Consider the following 24,246-nt stretch of genomic DNA (forward strand, 5'->3'; position numbering starts at 1 on the left):
GAGCCCGCACCCCCCACCAGCAGCGAGGAAACGGCACATGAGCGACCATCCGTCTGCCCGCACCAGCGTCTCCCGCCGTGGATTCATCGCCGGGACCGGCTCGGCACTGGGGCTGGCCGCCCTGAACGTCCACGCCCGCCCGGCCGCCGCGAGCGCCCCGATCGCCGACGGGACCCACGTCGACGTCCTGGTGGTCGGCACCGGCTACGGCGGGTCGGTGGCGGCCCTGCGCCTCGCCCAGGCGGGCGTGGACGTGCACATGGTCGAGATGGGCATGGCCTGGGACACCCCGGGCACCGACGGCAAGGTCTTCTGCAACACGCGGGAGCCCGACTACCGCTCGTACTGGCTGCGTACGAGAACCAAGGCGCCGCTCAGCAACTTCCTCGGCTTCCCCCTCGATCGGGACATCCCCCGCTACACCGGCATTCTGGACGCCGAGGAGTTCGGCGGCATCACGGTCTATCAGGGCCGCGGCGTCGGCGGGGGCTCGCTCGTCAACGGCGGCATGGCCGTCGTACCCCAACGTGCCAACTTCGCCGCCGTGCTCCCCTCGGTCAACCCCGACGAGATGTACGCCACCTACTATCCGAGGGCGAACGCCGGGCTCGGGGTCTCCACCATCGATCCCGGCTGGTTCGAGTCGGCCGACTGCTACCAGTACTCCCGCGTGGGCCGCAAGCACGCCCAGCGCTCGTCGTTCCCGTTCGTGTTCGTGCCCGACGTGTACGACTGGGACTACATGGAGCAGGAGGCGGCCGGTACCGTCCCCAAGTCGGCGCTGGCCGGCGAGATCCTCTACGGCAACAACCACGGCAAGAAGTCCTTGCAGAGGACCTACCTCGCCCAGGCCAGGGCCACGGGCAGGGTGTCGATCTCCCCGCTGCACCGGGTCACCTCGGTCGCCCCGGGGTCCGGCGGCGCGTACACCGTCGTCGTCGAGCAGCTCGACACCTCAGGCGGCGTCACCGCGACCAAGACGGTCACCGCCGGCAAGGTGTTCTTCGCGGCCGGCAGCGTCGGCACCAGCAAGCTCCTGGTACGCCTGAAGGCCACCGGCGTCCTGCCCGGCCTGAACGGCGAGATCGGCAAGGGCTGGGGCGACAACGGCAACGTCATGTGCGGCCGGGCCAACCACCTCTGGGACCCGACGGGCGGCCTCCAGTCGGCCATCCCCTGCTGCGGCATCGACAACTGGACGGCCGGGGGCGCTTTCGCGGAGGTCGCGCCGCTGCCCACCGGCATCGAGACGTGGGCCTCGTTCTACCTGTCGATCACCAACAACCCGCACAGGGCACGGTTCAGCTGGAACGCGGCGGCGGGCAAGGTGGAGCTCGACTGGCAGACCGCGTGGAAGCAGCCCTCCATCGACATGGCCAAGACGATCTTCGACACGATCAACGCCAGGGAGGGGACGATCTACCGTACCGACCTGTTCGGCGTCTACAAGATCTGGGGCGACCACCTCACCTACCACCCGCTCGGGGGCGCGGTGCTGAACAGGGCCACGGACAACTACGGCCGCCTGCACGGGCATCCCGGTCTGTACGTCATCGACGGCGCGCTGATCCCGGGCAACACGACGGTCAACCCGTTCGTCACCATCACGGCACTCGCCGAACGCAACATCGAGCGGATCATCGCCGCCGACCTGTGACGTGTGCCGTCACCCCGGCCGACCTCGACGCACGCCGGCTCGGCGTGCGCGTGCTCGAAGTCGACGGTTCTCTTGACGCCGACGGGGTCGCCGAAATCGTCGCCCGACCATTTCGGCCCGTACCTTCCGAAGAAATGCCACTGACGTAACACAAGTGTTATGCCGCACCAGTGGGCGTCATTCTTCGTAATGGCCGGAAATCAGTCATAAAGGGGGAGTTATCGCGCAGCACTGAAGAGAAAAACCCGCTCTTCCCCACGGCTTCGTAGATACTCTTTGACCCACGCGGCATTGGGGTGGGGCGGTGGCGAGGGAGCCTGCATGCTTGACCAGCGAAATCATCAGGGCAAGTTCGCCGAGGACTATGTGCGTGCCCTCGCCTCGGCCGCCGGGCTGCTCGTCTACAAGGACGACCTCGACCACGACGGGATAGACCTCGGCTTCCGCTATCCGGGCCGGGCGGGGCACATCTCGTCGCCCGCGATCGAGGTGCAGGTCAAGTCGTGGTCCGCGCCGTCGTGCAAAGGGCCCGACCTGTACTTCCACGGGCTGAACGAGGTGCAGTACAACAAGCTCGCCGCGGGCCCTTTCCTCGTCCCGCGTTACCTGTTCGTCGTCGTGGTGCCGCGTGAGAGAGACCATTACGCGCGGGTGGAGACCGAAGGGCTGACGCTCAGCCGGCTCTGCTACTACCGGGGCTTCGAGGGTGAGCAGGCCATCGCCTCCCCGAGCAGCAAGCGCCACGCGCCCGTACGCGTGCCGCTGGGCAACGTCCTCACCGTGCGCGCCCTGCGCGAGCTCGTCGGCGCGCCCGCGTGACCAGCCGCCTGTCGGTCGCCGACATCAGCAGCTACCTCGCCATGACCGGCTGGTCCCGCCAGCCCGGCGAGTGGCGGGGCGCATCCGTGTGGGTGCACGAGGGCGACCACGAGATCCTGGTGCCGGGCACCGACGACCTCGGCGACGGGCCCCGGCGGATCAGGGAGATCCTCACCCTGCTGGCGCGGCTGGAGGGCCGCTCCCGGGAGGACATCGCCTCCGACATCGGCACGCCCATGGCCGACGTGCAGTGGTACAGAGCCTCCATCGCCCCCGTCGACGGGCAGGTCAAACTCCTCGACGCGGTCACGGCACTCACCAGCGCGCAGGCCGCCCTCGGCGCGGCGGCCCGCGCCGTGCTCACCGGCCCCCGGCCCGTGTACGACGGCGTGGCGCCCAAGGAGGTGCGTGACCTGCTCGACCGCGTCTGGGTCGGGCCGATCGTGCCCACGGGCGACCTCCTCACGGTCCGCGTTCCGCTGGAACGTGCCACACCAGGCGATCCACCGCTGGCCCGCCGCGCCCTGACCCTGCTCCAGCGCGCCGCGGAGCTGCTGCTCGAAGCCGGCGCCGAGGTGCACAGGACCGGAGACATCAGCACGTTCGACGGCATCGTGCGGGACGGCGTGTCGGCCGAGCTCTGCCAGGCGCTCGCCCGCTTCGCCGGCTCCGACCCCGGCGCCCGGTTCGAGGTCGGCTTCCGCTGGGCGCGGGCGCTGCCCTCGGGCGTTCCCGCGCGCCGGCTCGTCTTCGAGCCCGAGACGGGACGGCTGTTACGCCGCGTCGCGCACCGGCTGCGCCGCCTCCACAGCGACAGCGCCTCGGTCACCGGCCTCATCGCCATGCTCGTCGACATCGGCGGCGAGGACCGCTTCCGCGTCCAGGTCCGCGGCGACGTGGCGGTCGGCGGCACCGGGTCGCGCGGCTCGATCTGGGTGCGGCTGCCCGACGAGGCGGCCTACGACGTGGCCGTCGAGGCGCACAGGAGCAGGACTCCCGTACGCGCTCGCGGCACGCTGCGGGAGGTTTCCGGCCGCCGCGAGCTCACGGCGACCACCTTCGGCACAGTCATGGACCATCCATCCGAGGAGAACTGACCATGGACGACACCACCTTCGGGGCCCCGGAGCGGGCTTCGCTGCTCGGCTTGATGACGCTCGGCGGGGCGGCGTCCAACCCCGAGCTCAAGGAGCATGTCGGCACGACGCTCAACGGGAAGGCCCGGCTGCTGCTGAACCAGCGCGGCCTCGTCACGAGCGGCAAGCAGGGCAGGGCGTACCACCACACGCTCACCGACAAGGGCTGGGCCTGGTGCGTGGCCGAGCTCACGGGCACCGCCCCGGCCCGCTCGGGGTCGATCGGCCGCACCCTCTACGGGGTCCTCGGCCTGATCAAGGGCTATCTCGACGCGGCGGATCTGAGCCTGGCCGACTTCGTCGTCACGGCCCGCGAGCCCGCCGTCACGGGCGGGGACGATCTCGCCGGAACGATCCGGGAGGCGTACTGGCGGCTGGCGCGCGAACCCCAGGACTGGGTGCTCCTGACCAGGCTGCGCCCGCTGCTCGGCGACGCCCCCACCGACGAGGTCGACGAGACGCTGCGGCGGATGGAGCTTCTCCCGGACGTGCATCTGGTGCCGCAGGCCGACCAGAAGACGCTGACCGACGACGACAGGAAAGCGGCCGTGCTGGTGAACGGAGTGAGCAAGCACCTTCTGGCGATCGAGGCCCGGTGAACGAACAGGAAGAACGTGCCCTACGGGCCGTCTCCCGGGTGCTCGACTGGGCGACGACCTCCGAACACGCGTGGAACCCGCCGCCCTTCCACGTCGACGGCATGCACCCACGGGCCGAGCGGCTCATCCTCGACGGCATCGAGGAGGCGTCGCTCGCCTCCCGTACGAGCCCGCTCGGGGTCGTGATCCAGGGCGAGGGCGGCGCGGGCAAGACCCATCTTCTCGGCTGGGTACGGGGCCGGATCGTCCAGGCCGGCGGCTACTTCTTCATGGTCGACTTCAGCGCGGGCGAGAACTTCTGGCGCCGGACGACAAGCGCGATGGTCGAGGACCTGGGCCGGTCCGCCGGCGGACCGGGCTCCCCCGTCCAGGCGCTGGTGGCGCTGCGCTCCCTCGCCGAGCTCGCGGGGACCGGCGACCGGATGGAGGCGGCGGCCGAACGCGGCGCCGGCCTGACCCGCAAGGATCTCGACGCGCTGGTGGACGGCCTGCTGGCCAGGGACCGGCGGCTGCTGCGGTGCCGCGACACCATCCGGGCGCTGGCTCTGTACGCCACCGCCTCCGGCCACGCCCTCGACGTCGCCCATGACCACCTGATGTCGACGGAGGAGGCGGAGGACGGCGACCGCCAGGCGTGGGGCATGGGCAAGGGCGTCAAGGACCACCACGACATCGCGGTCGAGTTGTCGACGATCCTCGCGCTGACCGGCCCCAGCGTCATCGCGGTGGACCAGATCGACGCCATACTCGGGCACTCCCGAGCCGGTACGGCGTCCGGCGCGCAGGCCGGCGACGAGCCGCGTAAGGACGTGATCGACGAGATCGCGGCCGGCCTCATGGCCCTGCGCCACGCCACCCAGCGTTCGCTCTGCCTGGTCGCCTGCCTGCCCGCGTCCTGGAGCCTGATCAAGGAACGAGCCATCGGTACGGTGCAGGACAGGTTCAGGACGTCGCTGATCCTCACCACGCTCGCGAGCGCCGACATCGCCCGCAGCCTGGTCGAACGGCGCTTCGCCGTGGCCTTCGAGGACGCGGGCTGCACGCCGCCCGGCCCGCTCTGGCCGATCGCGCCGGATGCGTTCGCGACCGCGCCCGGTCTCACGCCGAGGACCCTCCTGCGGCGCATCAGCGCGCACGTCGAGACGTGCCGCGTGGAGGGCAGGGCGACCCTGCTGGAGAGGTTCCATCAGGACCCTCCGGCCCCGCCGCTCACCGGCGGCGCCCCCGCCGTGTCCGAGGCGGACCTCGCCCGGCTCGACGCCCGCTTCGCCGGCCTGCGCGCGCAGGCCGATCCGTCGGACGCGTTCGACCCCGCCCACGAGGACGAGCTCGCTCCCCCGCTGCTCGCCGCCGGCCTCAGCGCCTGGATCACCGAGCAGGGCGACGCCGGCCGCGCCTTCTCCGTCGATCCGCCGCCGGGCCGAAGGCCCAGCCTTCACGCGCGGTTGCGCCAGGAACTCGACCCCGACTCGGAAGAGCAGCGGCACTGGACGTTCCGGATGATCGGGGCACCGCATCCGATCGCGGCGCTCAAACGGCTGAACGACGGCATCAAGGAGTCGGGGCTCGGTCCTGAGAAACCCGACCGGTGTTTCGTCGTCCTGCGCAACCAGGCGTGGTCGGACGGTCCGGCGACGCAGGCCCGGGTGACCCACCTGAAGGACTGCGGTGGCAGGGCGCTCACGCTGCGCGCGGACGACCTGCGCGTGTTCGACGCGCTGCGCCGGATGGCGGCCGAGCAGGATCCGGAGTTCGACACGTGGTTGCGGACCCGGCGCCCGGCGAGCGGCACCGAACTCCTCGGCGGCCTCCTGGACGCGCTCCCGCCGGAGGCCACCCCCGATACGCAGGAACAGGCCGATGCGCTCCCGGGTCGTGGCGGCGGTGCCGTCATCCCGGTCGGCAGGCGGTTCGACACCGGTGCGGACCTGGAGCTGAAGGTGGAGGCGCTGGCCCGCCACACCGCCGTCTTCGCGGGGTCCGGGTCGGGCAAGACCGTGTTCCTGCGCCGGCTCGTGGAGGAGTGCGCGCTGCACGGCGTGTCCTCGATCGTGCTCGACTCGAACAACGACCTGGCCCGGCTGGGCGATCCGTGGCCCGCCCCGCCCCCGGGATGGGGGGACGGCGACGCGGAGAAGGCGGACCGCTATTTCGCCGAGACGGAGGTGATGGTCTGGACTCCGGGCCGCTCGCGCGGGCGCCCGCTGACCTTCCAGCCGCTGCCCGACTTCGCGGCCGTACTGGGCGATCGGGACGAGCTGGACTCGGCGCTCGGCCTGGCGGTCGCGGCGCTGGCCCCACGGGCGAACGTCAACGGCGCCAGTGCCAAGGCGCGCAAGGGCAAAGCCGTGCTCCGGCAGGCGCTGGAATACTTCGCACGTGCGGGTGGCGGCGACTTCACGTCGTTCCTGGGCATGCTCGCGGACCTTCCGCTCGGGGTGAGCCAGATCGACCGGGCGGACCAGATCGCCTCCGAGCTGGGTCAGCTCCTGACCGCCGCGACGATCAACGACCCGCTGTTCGCCGGCCACGGCGAGCCGGCCGACCCCGAGCAGTTGCTGACCCCGTCGGCGGGCAAACGGGCCCGCGTGTCGGTCATCAGCTTCGTCGGGCTCGGCGAGGACGCGCGGCCCGGTTTCGTCAGCCAGCTCCAGATGGCCCTGTTCTCCTGGATCAAGCGGAACCCGGCGCGCGGCCGACCCCTGAACGGCCTGTACGTGATGGACGAGGCGCAGTCGCTCGTACCGGCCACACCCAGGACGGAGGCGCTGGCCAGCACGCTGACCCTGGCGTCGCAGGCCCGTAAGTACGGCCTCGGCCTGGTCTTCGCGACCCAGGCGCCGCGCGGCCTGCACAACCAGATCGCCGGCAACGCCACGACCCAGTTCATCGGCAGGATGAACAGCCCCACGCAGATCGACGTGGTCCAGAGCCTGGCCAGGGCCCGGGGCGGACGGGCGGACCGGGTCGGGCGGCTGGAGGTCGGCCAGTTCTACACGGTGAGCGACGGCATCCCCGAGACGCTGGTCCGCACTCCGCAGTGCCTGAGCCATCACCCCGCCGACCCGCTCACCGAACAGGAGATCATGCGGCGCGCAGCCCCGTGAGGATCGTCTCGGTTCCAGGACGGGCGGGACTGCGGCCTTTGCGTGGTGAATTCGCCGTCAAGCATCCCTGAAATTGCCGGATATGTCCCGGAATATGCCGATATGGGTGCTAGCGTCCGAATTGGAAGATGCGATCAACGGGGGGAGGAACAATGACGTTCGACTTCCAGCACGGAGGAGGCTGCGGCCGCAGGCGCCGCTGGCGTCGCCGTCGTTGCCGTCGCAGGCGCTGGTGGGGCGGCTGGGGCGGCTCCTGGTGGGGCGACGACTGGGACTGGTGGTAACCCGGTCAACGAGAGCCGCGGATTGCGGCGATGCCGGTGTGCGGCCTACACCCGTTGGCGATTGCACCCTCGCCGCAATCCGCTCTCGTGTCACCTCAGCACTTGCGCAGCATGTTGAGCAGGGCGATCTTCTCGTTCCGCGTCACGAAGAGCCGGTAGTGGCGTTTCACGGTGATCCAGGAGACGGCATAGCGGCACCAGTGGGCGCGGCGCGGCGGGCGCCAGCTCTGCGGGCCCTTGGCGCCCTTCGCGATGTTGGTGGAGTGACTCACCGTGATCAGCTCCGGCCGGGTCAGGTCGTTGGCGAACGCCCGTCTGCGCGCCCAGCTCCATCTGCTGGCCCCCGAACGCCACGCGTACGCCAGCGGTACGACATGGTCGACGTCGACCAGCCTCTCGCTCTTGAGCTTCTTGCCGTCGTACGGGCTGTACCAGACGCCCTCGACCGGATGGCAGGCCGCGTTCTTGCGCACCCGCCGGCCGTCACGCGCCAGCACCACCTCGCGAACGCTGCACTTACCCTTGTGCGGCGCCCATCGGGGCTGGAAACGGCGGTGGCTGTAGCCGCGGATCGACAACGGCCTCGACACCTTCAACTGCGCGAGCATGCGACGGGCCATCGCGCCGGCCTCGGCCTGTGACCGTTTGCGTGTGTCCGCGGCTGCCTGCGAGGTCGCGACGACAGCGGTCATCGGGACGGCCAGCAATGTCAGCACGACGATTCTGCCCAGCCGGGTCAAGGAGATCATGTCTCCACCCCTACCAGCACGCCCGCCCCCGGCGGCAGCGATATTCAGCAAACCGCGAGGCGACTCAACCGTTCCTCGCCGTCACGTTAGCGCTCGCCCGCACCACGCCCAGGTGTTACGGCCTCCCGCCGATGGCGCAGGCGCGGCACGCGGGCCTGCCGCAGGTGCACTGCATGATGGCGTCCAGAACGTCGTGGTCGTGGTAGAGGCACTGATCCTTGCAGGTGTGCCGCGGCACGAAGCCCGCCTGGATCTCGTCGGGCCACGGCTCGTGGCCTTCCCGGCAGCGTACGAACCGCTCGGGGTCGGACGTGTGCAGCCCCTGCATGCGTGCGCGGGCCTGGCCCTCCAGCGTCCGCGTCTCCTCCACCACGGTGGTGAGCTGGGCGGCGATGGCGGAGTACTGCTCGTCCCCGGTGCGTACGTGCGCGGCCCGCAGCGCCATCGCGGCATTGCTCAGGAATCGTGTGGCGTCCTGAAGATCGGTGGTGTGGTGCAACTGGATTCCGGTAACGCCTCGGACCCACACGGCGTCGTCTTGCATCGATCAACCCTTCAACAACGACTCAGGGGGATACGCCGAAGGATAATGCGGCTTTTACCGGGCTTTTCCGAGTGAAGTGACCGGGTTGACCTTCCCGCACTGCCGCGAAAGTGGCCTGCGCCCGCGAAATCCCGACGGGAACGGGCCTGCGTGCCGCCGCTCATTCTTTGCCAGAATATTAGGGAAATGGCCCCGTGAGCATTCTCGCGGGGCCACCCCGGTCAGCTCGACACGGCGCACCTGCCGCGGTCCTGACTCGCGGGCCCTTCCGCGCCCGGCCGCACGTCGAAGTCGAAGATCGCGGTGGGCAGGTAGAGCGAGCAGCAGGCGTTGGGGATGTCGACGATCCCGCTGACCCGTCCCTCGATCGGCGCCGCGCCGAGGAGCAGATAGGCCTGTTCGCCGCTGTAGCCCCACCTCTTGAGATACTCGACGGCGTTCAGGCAGGCCCTGCGGTAGGCCACCGTCGCGTCGAGGTAATAGTTGGTGTCGGTGTCGTGGTCCACCGAGATCCCGATGAACGACAGGAACTCCGAATATCTCGGCTCCACGTTCCCCGGCATGAAGACCGGGTTGGTCGTGACACCGTACTTCTCCATGCCGCCCTTGATGAGGTCGACGTGGAAGTCGATGTAGCCTCCCATCTCGATCGCGCCGCAGAAGGTGATCTCTCCGTCACCCTGGCTGAAGTGCAGGTCACCTCCGGACAGTTTGGCGTCGCGCACGTGAACCGGGTAGAAGACCCGGGCGCCGCGGGTGAAGTTCTTGATGTCGTGGTTGCCGCCGTTCTCCCTGGCGGGCACCGTACGCGCTCCTTCGGCGGCGATCCGCTGGGCCACCTCGCCGGTCGCCGTGCCGGTGATGGCGTTGTCGGTCAGCGGCGGCAGGCCGAGCGGCGGGACCCGCTGCGGGTCGGTGTCGATGAGGTGCTGCTCGCGGCGGTTCCAGCTGCTGAGCAGCTCGGCCGACGGCGCGGTGCCGAAGAGCCCCGGGTGGGTGATGCCGGTGAAGCGCACTCCCGGCAGGTGACGGGAGGTCGCGACCTGGCCGTGGAAATCCCAGATCGCCTTGTAGGCGTCGGGGAAGTAGTCGGTCAGGAATCCGCCGCCGTTCGCCTTCGCGAAGACGCCGGTGTAGCCCCATCCCTGTCCTGGCACCTCTCCGACCTGCTGAGGAACCGGGCCGAGGTCGAGGATGTCGACGACGAGCAGGTCCCCTGGTTCGGCGCCCTCGACGCCGATGGGCCCGCTCAGCACGTGGGCCACGCTCAGGTCGACGTCGCGTACGTCGTTCGCCGAGTCGTTGTTGCCGATCTGAGAGTCGGTCCATTCCCGGCATTCCATTCGGAACTCGTCGCCGGGCCGTACCATCTCCGCCACCGGGACATCCGGGTGCCAGCGGTTGTGGCCCGGGACGTCCTGGTCGCGCATCGACTTCGACTGGTCGATCGAGAAAACTACCTTCGGCATGATGCATGCCCTTCTCTCGTGATGACTCCTTCCTGGCTGAGCGTGCGCCTCACCTCTCTTCCGCCTCGGCGGGCTCGGTCAGGTCCATCGCGGGCGGTGCCGGCGCTCCCCCTCGGGCCTCGCGACGTCGTCCGCCTCTCCGGACGTCGCGCCGGCCGGCTCCCCGTGCCGGGTCAGCGGCCACAACACGGCGAACACCACCACGCCGAACACGGCCAGCACGATCGCGTAGAGCCTGGTGTCGCGCCAGTAGCCGGCCAGCGTCAGGAAGGCGGGGATCGCCGCCGTCACCCAGCCCTGGATCGCCGTGACCCAGCCGGTGTACCTGGTGATCCGCGTACGTTTCAGGCCGAGCAGCACGAAGAACAGCGCCCACAGGAACGACCAGTAGAGCCAGATGACGCCGAAGGCGGGGTCACCGAGAATGCGGAAGTTGGCGAAGGAGTATCCGAGCGCCATGATCGCCACGAAGAGCGAGAAATAGCCGACACCTGTCGTGTCGAAGCCGCCGAGCAGGTTGATGCCCACGTAGAGATAGGTGAAGCCGAACAGGTAGATCCCCGACGCGCCGAGCACCACGGCGGCGTCGGCGGGGTTGAGGACGATCAGCACGGTGGGCGTGATGACCTGCAGCGCTCCGACGAACAGGTTGAACACGCCGGCCGCTCGCGGTTCGACCTTCCCGAGGAGCATCAGGCCGTTAAGGAACAGTACCGCCCCCACATAGAGCAGTCCGACGGCTCCCATCACCGACACCTCCTCGTGTCAGTACGGGCGATGCGCTCGCCGCACGTCACGACGCCGGCGAACGCAACATCGCTGGCTGTTTCAGGGCCGGGGCAGGCGCGACAACGCCGGGTGCGACGGCGGCGGCCGCCGCTGTCCCGCGGGCGTACGCGTGACCACCTCGGGTGCTTCTCTGCTCTGCTCCTCCCGGGTCAGCGCGGCGGACACCGCCGGGGCGAGCCGGGCTAGGTGGGGCGCGGTGAACAGGCGGCGGGCCGGGGAACGGCACACCGGGCAGTCACGGACCGCCTCGGCGGTCCCTATCGGCAGGCGCACCTCGAATTGCCCGCAATCCAGACAGCGGTACGCGTACGTTGCCATGGACTTCCCCGTTGCTGATCGGGATTCTTTTCACGGCACGACACCGCATGCGGCGTTATGCCCCATATATCCAGATAACCTCCGGACAATTCGCCCTGTCAAGGTGCATGCGGGGGCCGTACCCGCACGAAAAAGCATTTCAATACACCTTTTATGCAGAAAAATGGCCGTCCCGCAGGACGGCCGGGAGAGCGTTGACGAACGCTAAAGCTTGCCGAGCGCCCGCGCCAGGATGGTGGCGGTCTTCGCGATGGTCTTGTTGTCGGTGGGCAGGCCCTTGGTGCGGTTGGTGTAGATCGACATGATGACCGGCGCGGCGCCCCTCTTGGGCCAGACGACCGCGATGTCGTTCCCGCCGCCGAAGCCGTCGGAGTTGGTGCCTGTCTTGTCGGCCACCGTCCAGGATTTGGGCAGGCCTGCGCGGATGCGCTCACCGCCCGTCTTGTTCGCCAGCAGCCAGGCCAGCAACTGCCTGCGGTCCTTGGCGTGCAGCGCCCGGCCCACCGTGAGCACCCGCAGGTCCCGGCCGATGGCGGCGGGCGTGGTGGTGTCGCGCTTGTCCTTGGGCGTCCAGTCGTTCAGCTCGGGGTGCCAGCGGTCCATCCGGGACGTCGCGTCCTTCAGCGTACGGAAGTACCTCGTCAACCCCTTCGGCCCGCCGACCTGCTTGAGCAGCAGGTTGGACGCCGTGCCGTCGCTCATGGTGACGGCCGCCTCGCACAGCTGGGAGACGGTCAGCCCGTCCTTGACGTGCTTCTCGGTGACCGGCGAATTGGGCTTCATGTCGGCGGCCGTCCACTTGATGAGCCGGTTCATCAGGCCCGGCTTGGAGGTGCGGGCCTTCCGCAACACCGCCGCGCAGAGGGGCGCCTTGAAGGTCGACAACATCGGGAAGCGCTCGCCCGCCCGGTACGTCACGGTCTTACCGGTGGCCGTGTCCAGCGCGTACGCCCCGATCCTGCCCTTGAACGACACCTCCAGGCCGCGCAGGTCCTTCTTGACCTGGCCGGCGTGGGGCACCGCCGCCTGCGCCGCCGGGGTCGTGGCCCCCCCGACCAGGAGGGAGGCCGCCAGGGCGGACGCGATCGTACGGGCGCGGGCGTGTCGCATGTCGGATCCTCTGCTTGTCGGCTGTCGGCGAGCAAGGAGCCAAGCAGATGCGGCGACACGATGTCTAATAGCGATACCGATCATCCGGCGATACGGGACCCGATATACGCCGTGGTCAGGCGGCCGTTCCGCCGGGTCGTTCCCACGGATGGGTGGGCTCGCCGAACGCCATCAGCTCCCCGGTCCTGCCTCAGCTTCGCTGCCAGCGGACCTCGCCGCCGACGACGGTGGTCATGACCTTGGTGCGCAGCACCGCGTCCGGCGACTCCCGGTAGGGGTCGGTGTCCACCGCGATGAAGTCGGCCAGCTTGCCGGGCGCGAGGGTGCCCTTGCGCTCCTCCTCGCCCGCCGCGTAGGCCGCGCCCAGCGTGTGCGCGGTGATGGCCTCGGCCGTGCTCAGCCGCTGCTCGGGCTGCCAGCCGCCGGAGGGCGTGCCGTCGGGGCGGGTACGCGTGACCGCGGCGTGAAGCGCGGCGAACGGGTTGGGGTGCTCCACGGGGGCGTCGGAGCCGAAGGCCAGGGCGACACCGTGGTCCAGCATCCCGCGCCAGGCGTAGGACGCCACTCCGTGGCCGGCCAGCAGCGCGTCGACCAGGTCGATGTCGCTGGTGCAGTGCACGGGCTGCATGGAGGCGGCGACGCCCAGCCCGGCCATCCTCGCCAGGTCCCCGGGCCGCAGGTGCTGGGCGTGCTCGATGCGGTGCCGCAGGCCGGGCGTGCGGCCGATGGCCTCGTAGGCGTCGATGACCAGGCGGTTGGCGCGGTCGCCGATGGCGTGCGTGGCCACCGCGATGCCGGCGCCCGCGGCCCTGCCGAACAACTTGACCAGCTCGTCGTACGGCGTGACCGCGATGCCGGCGTTGCCCTGGTCGCCGGCGAACGGCTCGCTCATGTGGCAGGTGTGCGAGCCGAGCGCGCCGTCACTGAAGATCTTCACCGGCCCCGTGCGGAACCAGTCGTCGCCCTGCCCGGTGCGGCGGCCCTCGTCGATGGCGGCCTCCAGGTGGGTCGCCGGGATCGCCTTGTGCACGCGCAGCTTCAGCTCGCCTTTTTCGCGCAGCTCCAGGTAGGCGGCCCGGCAGTCCTCGCCGTCTATGTCGTGCACACTGGTCAGGCCGAGCGAGAGCAGGTCCTCCTGGGCGGCGCGGAGCAGGTCGGTCAGGTCGGCGGAGACCATGAGGTCGCGCAGCGGGTACGACGCCGCCTCGCGCAGGATGCCGGTGGGCTCCCCGTCCGCGTCCCTGACGATCTCGCCGCCCAGCGGGTCAGGGGTGCCCGCGTCGATGCCGACCAGGCGCAGGGCCGCGGAGTTGGCCCAGACCGTGTGGCCGTCGGCGCTGGGCAGCGCCACCGGCAAGTCGGGGCAGACCGAGTCCAGGGCGTACCTGTCCGGCTGGGCGGGCGGGTCCCAGGTGTTGCTGTCCCACCGGCCGCCGAACAGCCAGGTGCCCGGTCGCAGCCTGGCTGCGTGCGCGGCCACCCTGGTCAGGGCCTCGTCGAGGGTGTGCACCTCGCGCAGGTCGACCGCGTCCAGGCTCTGGGCGTACTGGGCGGTGTGGATGTGGGCGTCGTAGAGGCCGGGCAGGACGGCGGCGCCCTCCAGGTCGATCAGCTCCGCGCCCGGCCCCGCGGCCTCGCGCACGTCCGCCTCGCTGCCGACGGCCAGCAGCGTCTCGCCTCGGACGGCCATGGCCTGGGCCGGCGGGGTCGTGCCCGTTCCGGGGTGGATGGCGGCGTTGCGGTACACGCGGACGTTCATGGGACTCCCGCCGGGTCGGGGACGTGATGGCCTCACTGTAGGCCGTCCCGCTGCGACCATGCGGATGTCGTCCTGCGATGGGTACGCCTGGCGCCGGCCGTGATCGCCGCGGCCCAAGCCGCCGTCAGGCCCGCGTCCCCGCTCCCCAGTAGAACGGCCCCGCCGTCGTGTGGACGGCGATGCGCCATCCGATGCGTTCGAGCTGTCGTTGGAGGTCTGCCGGGCGGTGCGGGACCTTGACGATGCGGTAGGCGGTGCCGTCGATGAGCCGGCGTCGCACGGTCACGGACTGCTCGCCCTCGATGAGCTCGTCGCCGGTCCGGTAGAAGTCGTCGACGAAGAACACCCGCCCGTCCGGCCTCAGGCAGTCGCCCACCATCGACCAGAACGACACGAAGTGCTCCGGCGGGACGTGCGACAACCAGAACCCGAAGAAGACGACGTCGTAACGACGCTCCGGCCGCCAGCGGAACAGGTCGACCCGCTCGAACCGCACCCGCCCGTCCTCACCCACCCGTTGCCTGGCGAGGGCGAGCATCTCCGGGGAGGCGTCGAGGGCGGTGACGTCGGTGGCGTGCCGGAGCAGGCGGGTGGTCCAGATGCCGGGGCCGCAGGCGAGTTCGAGCACGCTGCCGGCCGGCCGGAACGTGTCGAGCGCCTCCGACAGCTCGGAGCCCCCGGGGAAGGGAAGGGCGTGGAGTTCGTACTCCGTGGCGACCGCCCGGTAGTAGACGGACTGTTCGTCGAGGAGATCCTGCAGCTTTCCGCCATCAGCCGATTCCATGTCTCGGCCATTCCCTGGGTGACGTCGCGGGCAACGTTGCGGCCGGCGGCCGGGCTCAGCTCTCCGCCCCGCCCGGCGCGTCGGACGTCGCGCTGTTGCCCGCCCGGGCCGGCAGGAGGAGGGCGGTGCCGACCACGACCACGGACAACACCGCGCCGATGATGAAGGCCAGTTGCATGCCGCCGAGGTTGGCGAGCGCCTCCGTGACCCCCTCCGAGCGCAGGGCGTCGGCCCGCGCGCTCATCACGGTGATCACGAGCGCGGTGCCCATGGCGGCGGCGACCTGCTGCAGCGTGCTCAGGATCGAGCTGGCGTGGGAGTAGAGCGACGACGGAACCGCTCCGAGCGCGAGGGTGAACACCGGGGTGAACGTCGCGGCCAGGCTCACCATCAGCAGCGCGTGCATGCCGAGGAGCTGCCAGATCGGCGTGGTCATCGTGACCTGGGTGAAGCCGATGAGCGCGAGCATGATGCCGATGGAGCCGGGGATGACCAGCACACGGCCGCCGAACCGGTCGAACAGCCGGCCCACGGTCGGGCCGAGCAGCCCCATCGCGAGCCCGCCCGGCATGACGAGCAGCCCGGTCTCCAGGGCGCTGAGCTCGCGGACGTTCTGCAGGTAGAGCGGCAGCAGGATCATGGAGCCGAGCATCGCCATGAACGCCACCGACATCATGATCAGTGCGGCCGTGTAGGTGCGGTGGCGCAGGGTGCGCAGGTCCAGCAGCGGCACGCCGCGCTTCTGCAGCGACAGCTGACGGACGACGAACACGGCGATGGACACCACGCCAGCGGCCACGATGGCGCCCGCGACGCGGGGGTCGCCGCCCTCGAACCGGCTGAGCCCGTAGACCAGGCCGCCGAAGCCCGCGGCCGCGGTCACCACGCTCAGCCAGTCGACGGTGCTGTAGCGGGGCTCCCCGACGTTCTTGAGCTGCCTCAGCCCGCCCCACGTCACCGCGGCGGCGATGGGCAGCACCACGGCGAACAGCAGCCGCCACGATCCGAACTGCAGGATCACCCCGGAGACCGTCGGGCCCATCGCGGGCGCCACCGAGATGGCCAGGCTGACGTTGCCCATCACCCGGCCGCGGTCCTCCTCGGGCACCACCTGCATCAACGTGGTCATCAGCAGCGGCATCATCACGGCCGTCCCCGACGCCTGGACGATGCGGGCGGCCAGCAGCACGGTGAACGACGGCGCCACGGCGGCCAGCGCCGTGCCGGCCAGGAACAACCCCATGGCGACGGTGTAGGCGGTGCGGGTGGACACCCGCTGCAGGAACCAACCGGTGATCGGGATCACCGCGGCCATGGTCAGCATGAAGGCGGTCGAGAGCCACTGCGCGGTCTGCTCGGTGATGTGCAACGCGCTCATCAACTGCGGGATCGCGTTGATCATGATCGTCTCGTTGAGGATGACCACGAACGTGGCCAGCACCAGCAACCGGATCACGGGCGGGGTGCGACCCTTGACAGCGGTCGCGGGTCTGGCAGGCGAGTCGAGCGATGGGCTGGGCACGGCACCTCGATCAGAGTTGTGGGACGAGACGTCGTCGCGGCCGGCATCCCGGCCCCGGGTCTCGGGGGTCTCGCAAGAAGTCGTTGTCATGCACAGATTGACCTGTGCCACCGACAAAACTCATCGACCGCGCTCAACATTCCGACAATCGCCATCAAATGTCACCTGATTTTCACCGGAGCCGCCGGACCACAAGGCGCCACACCTCCCCACCACCCCCCGTGCACCAGGATGAACGGATGGATGTCCAGCCGATCGAGCGTCCCGCGGGATCGTTCCAGCAGCCGGTGAGCGCCGACCGGATCCAGGCGGTCTGCCGCCGCGCGCTCGGCCCGGACACGCGCGTGGTGTCGGCGGTCGAGATGGGCCTGGGGATGTACAACACCACCTACCGCGTCACCGTCGAGGGCGTGACCCGTCCCGTGATCGTGCGCTTCGCTCCCGCCCCCGACCGCCAGTTCGTCTCCGAACGTGAGCTCATGCGCAACGAGTACGCCACCCTGCCGCACCTCGCGAAGATCGCCCCGCTGATGCCCCGCGTCATCGCGGCCGACTGGTCTCACGAACTGGTCGACCGGGACTACATGGTGCAGACCCTGCTCGACGGCGTTCCCGCCGCCGAAGGGCTGTCGACGTATCCGCGCCGGTCACGTACGGGGTTCTTCCGGCAGGTCGGAGAGATCGCCAGAACCGTGCACGCGGTACGAGGCACCCGGTTCGGCCCCGTGGCGGGCCCGGCGTACGACACGTGGAGCCAGGCGGTGACCGCGTCGTTGCACGACATCGCGGCCGACCTGGACGGGCTAGGCCTGGACGCGGCCGACCTGCGTAAGGCCGCGGCGCTGGCCGTCGAGCACGCCGCCGTGCTGGACGGGATCACCGAGCCCCGTCTGCTCAGCGGGGACCTGTGGACCGTCAACATCATGATCGCCGCGGACGCCCCCGAGCCCGTCATCTCCGGGGTGTTCGACCTGGACCGCACGTTGTGGGGCGATCCGGCAGCCGACTGGCCGATCCGGATGGCCGCGTCCAAGCGGGACGAGCGGGTGGCGTTCTGGGAGGCGTACGGCGAGCGGGACGAAAGCCCCGCGGCGGTGTGGCGGTCGCTGATCTATGAGATTCGCCACCTCGGCGCCGTGCGACTGGAGCGCCACCGGCTCGGCGGCGCGGTCGGCGACTCGTACGACGCCGTGGCGGCCGTCCTGGCGGAGCTCACCTGAACGCCGCCCTGTGGTCGCGGACGTTCCAGCGCGCCGGCCCTGCTTCGGTCGCGGACAAGCGCTCTAAGAGTAATTCACATTTCGTGACTATCACAATGTGTGACTTATGAAGGGTTACCATGCTGGGGTGACGCAGCCTCCAGCCGGCGACCGCATCCGGGTGATCACGCGGGATCCCGACCTGGGCATCCTCGCCGCACGGTTGTTGTTCTCGTTGCAGCGGGAGGTCTTCGCCCGGCTCGCGGAGAGAGGGCACGGCGACGTGCGCCCGCGCCACGGCGCGATCCTGGCCTACCTCGACGCGGGCGGCGTCCGCGCGACCGAGCTCGCACGGCTCTCGGGCCGGCACAAGCAGATCGTCGGCCGGCTGGTCGACGAGCTCGAAACGCTCGGCTACGTGGAGCGCCGGCCGGATCCGGCCGACCGCCGCGCCAAACTCGTGGTGCCGACCGAACGCGGCCTCGACCAGCAGCGCCAGGCGGACGACATCATCGCCGCCATCGAGCGCAGGCACGCCGCGACCATCGGCGAGCCCGCCTACGCGCACCTGCGGCAGGCCCTGAAGGCGATCACCGCCGAGCACCACCTGCGGGACGGTGACGCATGACGGTGCCGGCGGACAGCCACGTGCACAGCGAATGGTCCTGGGACGCCCCCCAGGGGTCGATGGAGCGCTCGTGCGCGCGGGCGGTCGAGCTGGGGCTGACGGCGATCGCCTTCACCGAGCACGTCGACCACACGGTCTGGACGGTGGCCCTCGACGCCCTCGCCCCCGGAGACCACCTCGCGACCCTGGCCGCGCCGGACGGGCTGCTCACCCCGCCGGCGTTCGACCCGGCTTCCTACCTGGAGGAGATCGAGCGCTGCCGCGAACGTTTCCCGGCCCTTCGCATCCTGAGCGGCCTGGAGCTGGGCGAACCTCACTGGCACGCCGCTGCCGTCGCCGAGGTTCTCGCCCCCGGGCGCTTCGATCGGGTGCTCGGGTCCCTGCACTGCCTCCCGCACCGTGACGGTTTCGCCGAACCCCCCGGCCTGTACGGGCACCGGCCCGCGGCCGACGTCGTACGCGACTACCTGGCCGAGGTCGCCAGGCTCGCCGCCGGAAGCGAGGCGTTCTCCGTGCTGGCCCACATCGACTATCCGATCCGTTACTGGCCGGAGCGGGAGGCGGGCCCGTTCGACCCGACCGCGTTCGAGGAGGACTTCCGGCACGCGCTGCGGACGACCGCCCGTTCCGGCAGGGCTCTGGAGATCAACACGCGCATACCACTGCACGCGGCCATCGTCAGGTGGTGGCACGAGGAAGGCGGGGAGGCCGTCACGTTCGGCAGCGACGCCCACGAACCCGCGGCCGTCGCCCGCGGATTCAGGGACGCAGCGGACCTGGCACAGGCCAACGGGTTCCGCCCGGGGCGCAACCCGTACGACCTGTGGCCTCGGACGGACTGACCGCGGTCGCCTACTTGATGACGAAGTCCCGCACGTCGAGAGGCTCGCGCAGCACGGAGTGGCGCCGCGAGCCGACGTCGCCGAGCGCTTCGACGCGGGGATCAACGAGCAGCTCGTACGCGCCGGCGGCCGCCCGCTCGCGGTGGCGACCCACGGCATGGCGATGACCGTATGGGTGAAGGCGCGGCTGGGCCTGAAGGACCCCGGCGGCTTCTGGACGAACCTCCGTTTTCCCGACGCGCACCTCGTCGACCTGGACTCGGGCACCGTCGAGCGAGCCTTCGCCCTTTGACAGGCCTTGCGCGCCGCTCGAGCACACCGGAAAACAGCCGGAACCGCGCATCGGGAAAGACATCTTGTACACACGGTCCCGAAAGACCGAATCAACAGCTTTATTGACAATCGGCAAGGCATGAATAAACAATCGGCTGTCCCGGAAAGAACCCGCAACGTCGGGGGCATAATCCACAACCCCAGGAGACATAGGGATGCCTGGAACCAAAAGACTGCGCAACTCGCTCACGGTGGCCGCGTTGGCCGCCGTCTTCGCAGCGAGCCTGCCGGTCGGCGCCGCACACGCCATCAACATCGTGGACTGCGGCAACCGTACGGACCTGCTGAAATTCACGGGGCATGACGGAGCCTGGCCGGCCACCCGCGTGCGCTGCTACGCGAACAAGGGGACGCTGTCCGTCCGCCTGTGGGCCGACCAGATCTCCACCGGAAACAACGACATCGAATACCTCGATTACAACGGCGCCAAGGTCCGCATCAAGCGCTGGACCATCATGAATTTCCCGAACAGGCCGCCGCACGTCGACACCATCACGATCCTCTGAGACAACCGGCGGCGTCCCTGTCCGCCTGAATGAGCATTCTTCGCGCGACACGGTTGGGGAACCGGAGAACAGCAGGCCCCTGACGGCGACACAGCCGATCAGGGGCCTGCGCATTCGCAAACCGAAAAGGGCAGAGCGAACCCATTGGTTCAGCGCCCGTCCAGTCCCCGCGGCACCGGCACCCCCGTACCGGAGTCGAGCACGAGACGCTCACCCAGCGGCCGGGCCAGCGTGACCGTGGTCACGGCCGACTCGAGTATCGTCGGGCAAGGCCTGCCGGGGTCGGTGTTCTCCTTGTCCACGCCGACCACCACCACCTGGTCCGTTTCGTGAACGCGCACCCCGTGAACGTTGTCGCAGGCACCGTACCCATAGCGCAGCCGCAGTTCGTGCGGCCTGTCCGCGACGCGGTCGTACGCCATCACCTCCTCGGTGCTTCCCTCCACCCGCTCGGGACGGGCGGAGACGGCCGAGGGATCGACCGCCACATGGACCTTCTTCTGCTCGACCCCCTCGACGGTGAACACCCAGGCAGGCATGCGGACCGTACCGCGACTGGTCTCCAGCGGCACCCTGCCCAGCTTCACACCGGTCACCCGGAGCGAACGGCATCCCTTGGCCGGGCACTGCTCCTCGACGAGGCCGGCCGGTTCGCTGAACTCCTCGTACGCGCTCGCCGCCGCGATGAGCGGCACCTGCGAGACCGCGCCGTCCGGCCACCGCACCTCGGCGTCGGCCGGAGGATCGGTGGGCAGTTCGGCGGCCAGCCGCCAGGCGCCGTTGTGCGAGCTCCTGTTCACCCAGGCCGGGACGCGGCCCACGTGGTTCCACCCTCGCGGGTTGAGCACTTCCAGCGCGACGAACCCCTGGCGCCAGGCCCTGTCGTCGGCCGAACCCTGCCAGCGTTCCGCCACGTGACGCGCACGCGCCTCGAACCCGCCGGGGGATGCACCGGGCGAGGCCCGTTGTGCCCAGCCGCAGGAGGCCGGCAGCAGCGCCAGGGACAGACACACGATCATCATTCGCACGGGGTCTCCTCCCTCACCATGATGATCCAACGCCTGACGACCCGCCCGCCTTTCCGGCCCTTCGAAGAGGCATGAAGCGCAGCCGCCCCCAGGTGCCGGCCCGTGAGATCATCGCCGCGGCCGTAGCCGCCAGAGCCCGCCGCGAAACGCGCGCCGCGGCACGTGCCGCCGAATCTGAGCAGGCCCCACCACCGGCCGAGACCGAGGCGCCACAAGCCCTCCATCGGGGCGCCGGCTGCTCTGGCTCTCCCCGGTCCTGGCTCTGATCGCGGCCACCGCCGGAGGGACCGTGCTACTGCCCTTCCCCGGCTTGTTCACCGCACAGGGCCTGTAGTAAACCGCGCAGACCCTCGACACCACACGCCAGGGGCAGTTCACCGACCGGTACACGAAGGCCGTCGACCAACTGGGCGCCGGCAAACTCGATGCCCGGCTCGGCGGCATCTACGCCCTCGAACGGGTCGCCAGAGATTCGGCCCGCAACCATCAGAACGTCTACGACGTACTGGCGGCGTTCATCCGCGAACACGACCCCGCACCCACGGCGAAGCCTCCCGCGAGACCGGCCACCGACATCCAGGCCGCACTGACCACGTCGGCCACCGGAAGGCCGACCTGGACGCCCGCACCATCGACCTGATGGAGATCCGCGCACCCGGTGCCAGGCTGACCGGCGCGCGCCTGGCCCAGGCTGACATGAGCAGGGCGATCCTGACCAACGCGAAGCTGCCCCTGGCGTTTCTGAAGGGCGCGGACCTGAGCAGCGCGGATCTGGCCGGCGCGAACCCGACCAACGCCGACCTGCGGGGCGCGACCCTGACCGACGTCTCCGGCATGACGGAACAAGACCTCCGACGCCAGGCCCGCGTCGATGCGACGACCCGATTCTGTGGCGGCCCCGCGTACCCCTCACCCCTGTCCGACGTGCCGCTCGGCCAGGGCCGAGCCGAACCTCTCCACCGCCAGATAGGTACGCACATGCGGATGGCGGCTGCCGACCGCGACGTCGCGCCAGTACCGCTGCAGCGGGTTCGCGGTGTCGAACCCGCTCGCGCCGTACAGGTCGAGCATGAGCTCGACGGCCGCCCTGCAGTCTCCACCCGCCCCCGCCAGATCCATGTCCAGGCCGGTGTGGCCGGCGTCGGACAGGTCGGCCGCGTCCAGCGCCCGGGCGATCGCGAGCATCGTACGTTCGGCCCGGTTGACCAGGTGGGTCGCCTCCGCCAGCCAGTGCCTGGCCCCCGGTGACTCCCCCATGCGCGAGTAGGCGGTCATGTACGGCTTCCGGTCGGAAGCGAACAGTTCGTCGGTCACATCGAGCGCGCCGCGGGACGCTCCCACCACCGGACCGAGCACCGTGAGGCCGTACATCAGCCGTTTGCCGATCGCCGGCATGGACATCTCCGCCACCCGCTCGGCCGGCACCAGCGCGCCGTCGGCGGTGAGGCTGTGGCTGCCGGTCCCGCGCATGCCGGCCATGTGCCAGGTCCGCTCGACGGTCAGGTCGGCCAACGGGATGACGGCCAGGCAGAGCCGGCCGTCGACCATCAGGGCCAGCCCCGCCCAGGTCGCGTCCTCGCACCCGGAGACGTTCGGCCAGCTTCCCGTCACCCGGATCCCTCCGGCGACGGGTTCACCCCGGCCGAGGGGAAGACCGGACCCGCAGGTCAGGGCGTCGGGGTCGGCGAAGTACTCCTGCTGGACCGACCAGGGGAGGTACGCGGCCACGAGATCCTTGCTCGTCGCGCACGTTCCGGCGATCCAGGCCGTGGACGGACAGGCCCGCCCCAGCGAGGCCAGGCGCCGGGCCATCGTTTCCGCCCCGGCCCCGGCGCCCCCGTACGCCCGCGGTGTGCGCAGCGCGAAGCCCCCGCTCGCGCCGACCGCGTGCAGGCTCTCGGGCGCCACGCGACCGTTCAGGTCCGCCTTCTCAGCGTGTGCGCGCAGCACCCGGCACGTCTCTTCGTCGCTCGTCGAATGGTCGGTCATGTACGCACACTCAACCACCGGCCACGTGGCCAGGCCATACGCGAACGGCCCAGCTTCATACGCCTATGTGCCGCCAGGGCTGACCGGCGACGTTGGCTAGCATCTGCCGCATGGATGTGATCAGCGAGGTGATCCGTACCATCCGCGCCGGAAGCGCCAACGCCCGCCTGATCAAGCAGTCCGGTTCCCGGGGCATGCGTTTCCCCGCCTTCTCCGGCAGTGGATTCCACATCGCGTTGCGCGGCTCCTGCTGGCTGATCAGGTCCACCGGGGAACCGGTGAGGGTGGAAACGGGCGACATCGTGCTCGTCCCGTCCGGGGCCGAGCACGGATTCAGCCATGCTCCGTGTGCGCTGGAGGATCTTCCGGTGGCGGAGCCCGGCTCCCAGCCGCCGGGTCCCGGCCCCCTCGACTTCGACTTCCTGTGCGGCGCCTACCTGCTCGACCACGGCCGGGCTCCGCAGTACCTTCAGGCGCTCCCCGACGTGATCACGGTCACGCCGGACTATGGCCTCCGCCCCGAACTGCGCTCGCTGACCGAACTGTTCGGCGCGGACCTCTCCCATACGCGGCTGGGCACCGGCGCGACCCGCTCCGCGCTGGTGGACCTCACCCTCGTCCACGCGCTACGCCAGTGGCACGAGGTCCAGGGCGCGGCCGGGACGCCGATGATCGGCGATCCGGCGATCGCCACCGCGATCCAGGAGATCCACCGCGATCCGGCGAGGCCGTGGACGGTGGCCCGGCTCAGCGAGGTCGCGGGCATGTCCCGTACGGTGTTCACCCGCCGATTCACCGCACAGATGGGCAGGCCGCCCATGAAATACGTGACCGGCTGGCGCCTCGACTACGCCGCCCGCCTCCTGCGGGAGACGGATGCCCCGCTGGCGACCATCGCCCGCCAGATCGGGTACGCGACCGAGTTCGCGTTCGCGGGCGCGTTCCGCCGCGAGTACGGCCTCTCGCCGGGCCGCTACCGCCACTCCACCACAACGGCCCGCGGCACCTCACCCGCCCACCACGTACGGCGACGCATTGAGAGCAGTTGAACGCTGCGGATGACCGGCACTTCCAC

General features: G+C 70.2%; 25 protein-coding genes and 1 pseudogene. 13 read left to right on the forward strand and 13 right to left on the reverse strand.

Annotation, left to right across the window (positions count from 1 at the left end; genetic code table 11):
* The first annotated feature begins 37 nt into the window (after positions 1 to 37).
* From E1267_RS15635 to E1267_RS47225, 6 genes are all read left to right on the forward strand, one after another.
* On the forward strand, positions 38 to 1,657 hold the full coding sequence (locus tag E1267_RS15635) for a GMC oxidoreductase (RefSeq protein ID WP_132333184.1): 1,620 nt from the start codon (positions 38 to 40) through the stop codon (positions 1,655 to 1,657).
* Positions 1,658 to 1,978: 321 nt separating this feature from the next.
* Positions 1,979 to 2,476 carry a DUF4365 domain-containing protein gene (locus tag E1267_RS15640; protein WP_132333185.1) on the forward strand — a complete coding sequence of 166 codons (498 nt, stop codon included), beginning with the start codon at positions 1,979 to 1,981 and terminating at the stop codon, positions 2,474 to 2,476.
* The gene (locus tag E1267_RS15645) at positions 2,473 to 3,573 is read left to right on the forward strand and encodes a hypothetical protein (protein WP_246063915.1); all 1,101 of its coding nucleotides are present in this window, start codon (positions 2,473 to 2,475) and stop codon (positions 3,571 to 3,573) included. Before E1267_RS15640 ends, E1267_RS15645 begins: the two co-directional genes overlap by 4 nt.
* Before the next feature lie 2 nt (positions 3,574 to 3,575).
* Positions 3,576 to 4,211 carry a hypothetical protein gene (locus E1267_RS15650; protein ID WP_132333186.1) on the forward strand — a complete coding sequence of 212 codons (636 nt, stop codon included), beginning with the start codon at positions 3,576 to 3,578 and terminating at the stop codon, positions 4,209 to 4,211.
* Complete coding sequence (locus tag E1267_RS15655) at positions 4,208 to 7,318, forward strand: ATP-binding protein (protein WP_132333187.1); 3,111 nt, start codon at positions 4,208 to 4,210, stop codon at positions 7,316 to 7,318. Before E1267_RS15650 ends, E1267_RS15655 begins: the two co-directional genes overlap by 4 nt.
* 152 nt (positions 7,319 to 7,470) lie before the next feature.
* Positions 7,471 to 7,602 carry a hypothetical protein gene (locus E1267_RS47225; RefSeq protein ID WP_269128862.1) on the forward strand — a complete coding sequence of 44 codons (132 nt, stop codon included), beginning with the start codon at positions 7,471 to 7,473 and terminating at the stop codon, positions 7,600 to 7,602.
* A 95-nt stretch (positions 7,603 to 7,697) separates the two neighbouring features.
* On the opposite strand, the gene E1267_RS15660 is transcribed toward E1267_RS47225, so the two are convergent.
* The 9 genes from E1267_RS15660 to E1267_RS15700 all read right to left on the reverse strand — a co-directional run bounded on the left by E1267_RS15660 (position 7,698) and on the right by E1267_RS15700 (position 16,580).
* The gene (locus tag E1267_RS15660) at positions 7,698 to 8,351 is read right to left on the reverse strand and encodes an HNH endonuclease family protein (RefSeq protein ID WP_132333188.1); all 654 of its coding nucleotides are present in this window, start codon (positions 8,349 to 8,351) and stop codon (positions 7,698 to 7,700) included.
* A 115-nt stretch (positions 8,352 to 8,466) separates the two neighbouring features.
* On the reverse strand, positions 8,467 to 8,895 hold the full coding sequence (locus E1267_RS15665) for a hypothetical protein (RefSeq protein ID WP_132333189.1): 429 nt from the start codon (positions 8,893 to 8,895) through the stop codon (positions 8,467 to 8,469).
* A gap of 221 nt (positions 8,896 to 9,116) precedes the next feature.
* On the reverse strand, positions 9,117 to 10,364 hold the full coding sequence (gene fmdA / locus E1267_RS15670) for a formamidase (protein ID WP_132333190.1): 1,248 nt from the start codon (positions 10,362 to 10,364) through the stop codon (positions 9,117 to 9,119).
* Between the two features lie 78 nt (positions 10,365 to 10,442).
* Complete coding sequence (locus tag E1267_RS15675; RefSeq protein ID WP_132333191.1) at positions 10,443 to 11,111, reverse strand: AmiS/UreI family transporter; 669 nt, start codon at positions 11,109 to 11,111, stop codon at positions 10,443 to 10,445.
* Positions 11,112 to 11,192: 81 nt separating this feature from the next.
* A complete protein-coding gene (locus E1267_RS15680; RefSeq protein ID WP_132333192.1) occupies positions 11,193 to 11,471 on the reverse strand; it encodes an FmdB family zinc ribbon protein in 279 nt (92 codons plus the stop codon).
* Positions 11,472 to 11,675: 204 nt separating this feature from the next.
* Positions 11,676 to 12,581 (reverse strand): class A beta-lactamase, encoded by a 906-nt coding sequence (gene bla / locus E1267_RS15685; protein WP_132333193.1) that lies wholly within the window; start codon positions 12,579 to 12,581, stop codon positions 11,676 to 11,678.
* A gap of 190 nt (positions 12,582 to 12,771) precedes the next feature.
* Positions 12,772 to 14,340 carry an amidohydrolase gene (locus tag E1267_RS15690; RefSeq protein WP_132333194.1) on the reverse strand — a complete coding sequence of 523 codons (1,569 nt, stop codon included), beginning with the start codon at positions 14,338 to 14,340 and terminating at the stop codon, positions 12,772 to 12,774.
* A 124-nt stretch (positions 14,341 to 14,464) separates the two neighbouring features.
* A complete protein-coding gene (locus E1267_RS15695) occupies positions 14,465 to 15,124 on the reverse strand; it encodes a class I SAM-dependent methyltransferase (RefSeq protein WP_132333195.1) in 660 nt (219 codons plus the stop codon).
* A 55-nt stretch (positions 15,125 to 15,179) separates the two neighbouring features.
* Positions 15,180 to 16,580 (reverse strand): MDR family MFS transporter, encoded by a 1,401-nt coding sequence (locus tag E1267_RS15700; protein WP_220449505.1) that lies wholly within the window; start codon positions 16,578 to 16,580, stop codon positions 15,180 to 15,182.
* A gap of 305 nt (positions 16,581 to 16,885) precedes the next feature.
* Here E1267_RS15700 and E1267_RS15705 point away from each other — a divergent pair, with 305 nt between their 5' ends.
* The 3 genes from E1267_RS15705 to E1267_RS15715 all read left to right on the forward strand — a co-directional run bounded on the left by E1267_RS15705 (position 16,886) and on the right by E1267_RS15715 (position 19,315).
* Entirely contained in the window at positions 16,886 to 17,866 is a 981-nt protein-coding gene (locus E1267_RS15705; RefSeq protein WP_132333197.1) for a phosphotransferase family protein, read from the forward strand.
* 127 nt (positions 17,867 to 17,993) lie between these two features.
* Positions 17,994 to 18,473 (forward strand): MarR family winged helix-turn-helix transcriptional regulator, encoded by a 480-nt coding sequence (locus E1267_RS15710; protein WP_246063918.1) that lies wholly within the window; start codon positions 17,994 to 17,996, stop codon positions 18,471 to 18,473.
* Positions 18,470 to 19,315, forward strand: a complete 846-nt coding sequence (locus E1267_RS15715; RefSeq protein ID WP_132333199.1) for a PHP domain-containing protein — start codon at positions 18,470 to 18,472, stop codon at positions 19,313 to 19,315. The genes E1267_RS15710 and E1267_RS15715 overlap by 4 nt, the downstream gene beginning before the upstream one ends.
* Before the next feature lie 10 nt (positions 19,316 to 19,325).
* Here E1267_RS15715 and E1267_RS44340 read toward each other — a convergent pair whose 3' ends face one another.
* Positions 19,326 to 19,469, reverse strand: coding sequence for a hypothetical protein (locus tag E1267_RS44340; RefSeq protein ID WP_165959634.1), 144 nt, complete (start codon positions 19,467 to 19,469; stop codon positions 19,326 to 19,328).
* A gap of 9 nt (positions 19,470 to 19,478) precedes the next feature.
* Between E1267_RS44340 and E1267_RS47230 the strand changes: the two genes are divergently transcribed.
* Positions 19,479 to 19,607 carry a hypothetical protein gene (locus E1267_RS47230; protein ID WP_281283636.1) on the forward strand — a complete coding sequence of 43 codons (129 nt, stop codon included), beginning with the start codon at positions 19,479 to 19,481 and terminating at the stop codon, positions 19,605 to 19,607.
* Positions 19,608 to 19,803: 196 nt separating this feature from the next.
* Positions 19,804 to 20,154, forward strand: a complete 351-nt coding sequence (locus tag E1267_RS15720) for a beta/gamma crystallin domain-containing protein (RefSeq protein ID WP_132333200.1) — start codon at positions 19,804 to 19,806, stop codon at positions 20,152 to 20,154.
* Between the two features lie 149 nt (positions 20,155 to 20,303).
* Here E1267_RS15720 and E1267_RS15725 read toward each other — a convergent pair whose 3' ends face one another.
* Positions 20,304 to 21,182, reverse strand: coding sequence for a hypothetical protein (locus E1267_RS15725; RefSeq protein WP_132333201.1), 879 nt, complete (start codon positions 21,180 to 21,182; stop codon positions 20,304 to 20,306).
* Positions 21,183 to 21,474: 292 nt separating this feature from the next.
* Positions 21,475 to 21,711, reverse strand: a complete 237-nt coding sequence (locus E1267_RS15730) for a hypothetical protein (protein ID WP_132333202.1) — start codon at positions 21,709 to 21,711, stop codon at positions 21,475 to 21,477.
* A gap of 110 nt (positions 21,712 to 21,821) precedes the next feature.
* On the opposite strand from E1267_RS15730, the pseudogene E1267_RS47890 reads away from it, so the two are divergent.
* Positions 21,822 to 21,995 (forward strand): annotated as a pseudogene (locus tag E1267_RS47890) (pentapeptide repeat-containing protein); the annotation flags it as partial.
* 96 nt (positions 21,996 to 22,091) lie between these two features.
* On the opposite strand, the gene E1267_RS15740 reads toward E1267_RS47890, so the two are convergent.
* The gene (locus E1267_RS15740) at positions 22,092 to 23,171 is read right to left on the reverse strand and encodes an acyl-CoA dehydrogenase family protein (protein ID WP_132333203.1); all 1,080 of its coding nucleotides are present in this window, start codon (positions 23,169 to 23,171) and stop codon (positions 22,092 to 22,094) included.
* Positions 23,172 to 23,281: 110 nt separating this feature from the next.
* Here E1267_RS15740 and E1267_RS15745 point away from each other — a divergent pair, with 110 nt between their 5' ends.
* A complete protein-coding gene (locus E1267_RS15745) occupies positions 23,282 to 24,220 on the forward strand; it encodes an AraC family transcriptional regulator (protein WP_132333204.1) in 939 nt (312 codons plus the stop codon).
* The last annotated feature ends 26 nt before the right edge of the window (positions 24,221 to 24,246 follow it).

This window comes from Nonomuraea longispora (assembly GCF_004348345.1).
Taxonomy (GTDB): Bacteria; Actinomycetota; Actinomycetes; order Streptosporangiales; family Streptosporangiaceae; genus Nonomuraea; species Nonomuraea longispora.

Bases quoted from the DNA above. Each gene is read 5' to 3' on its own strand.
- E1267_RS15635 (WP_132333184.1), top strand. From the start codon at position 38: ATGAGCGACCATCCGTCTGCCCGCACCAGCGTCTCCCGCCGTGGATTC.
- E1267_RS15640 (WP_132333185.1), top strand. From the start codon at position 1,979: ATGCTTGACCAGCGAAATCATCAGGGCAAGTTCGCCGAGGACTATGTG.
- E1267_RS15650 (WP_132333186.1), top strand. From the start codon at position 3,576: ATGGACGACACCACCTTCGGGGCCCCGGAGCGGGCTTCGCTGCTCGGC.
- E1267_RS47225 (WP_269128862.1), top strand. From the start codon at position 7,471: ATGACGTTCGACTTCCAGCACGGAGGAGGCTGCGGCCGCAGGCGCCGC.
- E1267_RS15660 (WP_132333188.1), bottom strand. From the start codon at position 8,351: ATGATCTCCTTGACCCGGCTGGGCAGAATCGTCGTGCTGACATTGCTG.
- E1267_RS15665 (WP_132333189.1), bottom strand. From the start codon at position 8,895: ATGCAAGACGACGCCGTGTGGGTCCGAGGCGTTACCGGAATCCAGTTG.
- fmdA (WP_132333190.1), bottom strand. From the start codon at position 10,364: ATGCCGAAGGTAGTTTTCTCGATCGACCAGTCGAAGTCGATGCGCGAC.
- E1267_RS15675 (WP_132333191.1), bottom strand. From the start codon at position 11,111: ATGGGAGCCGTCGGACTGCTCTATGTGGGGGCGGTACTGTTCCTTAAC.
- E1267_RS15680 (WP_132333192.1), bottom strand. From the start codon at position 11,471: ATGGCAACGTACGCGTACCGCTGTCTGGATTGCGGGCAATTCGAGGTG.
- bla (WP_132333193.1), bottom strand. From the start codon at position 12,581: ATGCGACACGCCCGCGCCCGTACGATCGCGTCCGCCCTGGCGGCCTCC.
- E1267_RS15690 (WP_132333194.1), bottom strand. From the start codon at position 14,340: ATGAACGTCCGCGTGTACCGCAACGCCGCCATCCACCCCGGAACGGGC.
- E1267_RS15695 (WP_132333195.1), bottom strand. From the start codon at position 15,124: ATGGAATCGGCTGATGGCGGAAAGCTGCAGGATCTCCTCGACGAACAG.
- E1267_RS15705 (WP_132333197.1), top strand. From the start codon at position 16,886: ATGGATGTCCAGCCGATCGAGCGTCCCGCGGGATCGTTCCAGCAGCCG.
- E1267_RS15715 (WP_132333199.1), top strand. From the start codon at position 18,470: ATGACGGTGCCGGCGGACAGCCACGTGCACAGCGAATGGTCCTGGGAC.
- E1267_RS47230 (WP_281283636.1), top strand. From the start codon at position 19,479: ATGACCGTATGGGTGAAGGCGCGGCTGGGCCTGAAGGACCCCGGCGGC.
- E1267_RS15720 (WP_132333200.1), top strand. From the start codon at position 19,804: ATGCCTGGAACCAAAAGACTGCGCAACTCGCTCACGGTGGCCGCGTTG.
- E1267_RS15740 (WP_132333203.1), bottom strand. From the start codon at position 23,171: ATGACCGACCATTCGACGAGCGACGAAGAGACGTGCCGGGTGCTGCGC.
- E1267_RS15745 (WP_132333204.1), top strand. From the start codon at position 23,282: ATGGATGTGATCAGCGAGGTGATCCGTACCATCCGCGCCGGAAGCGCC.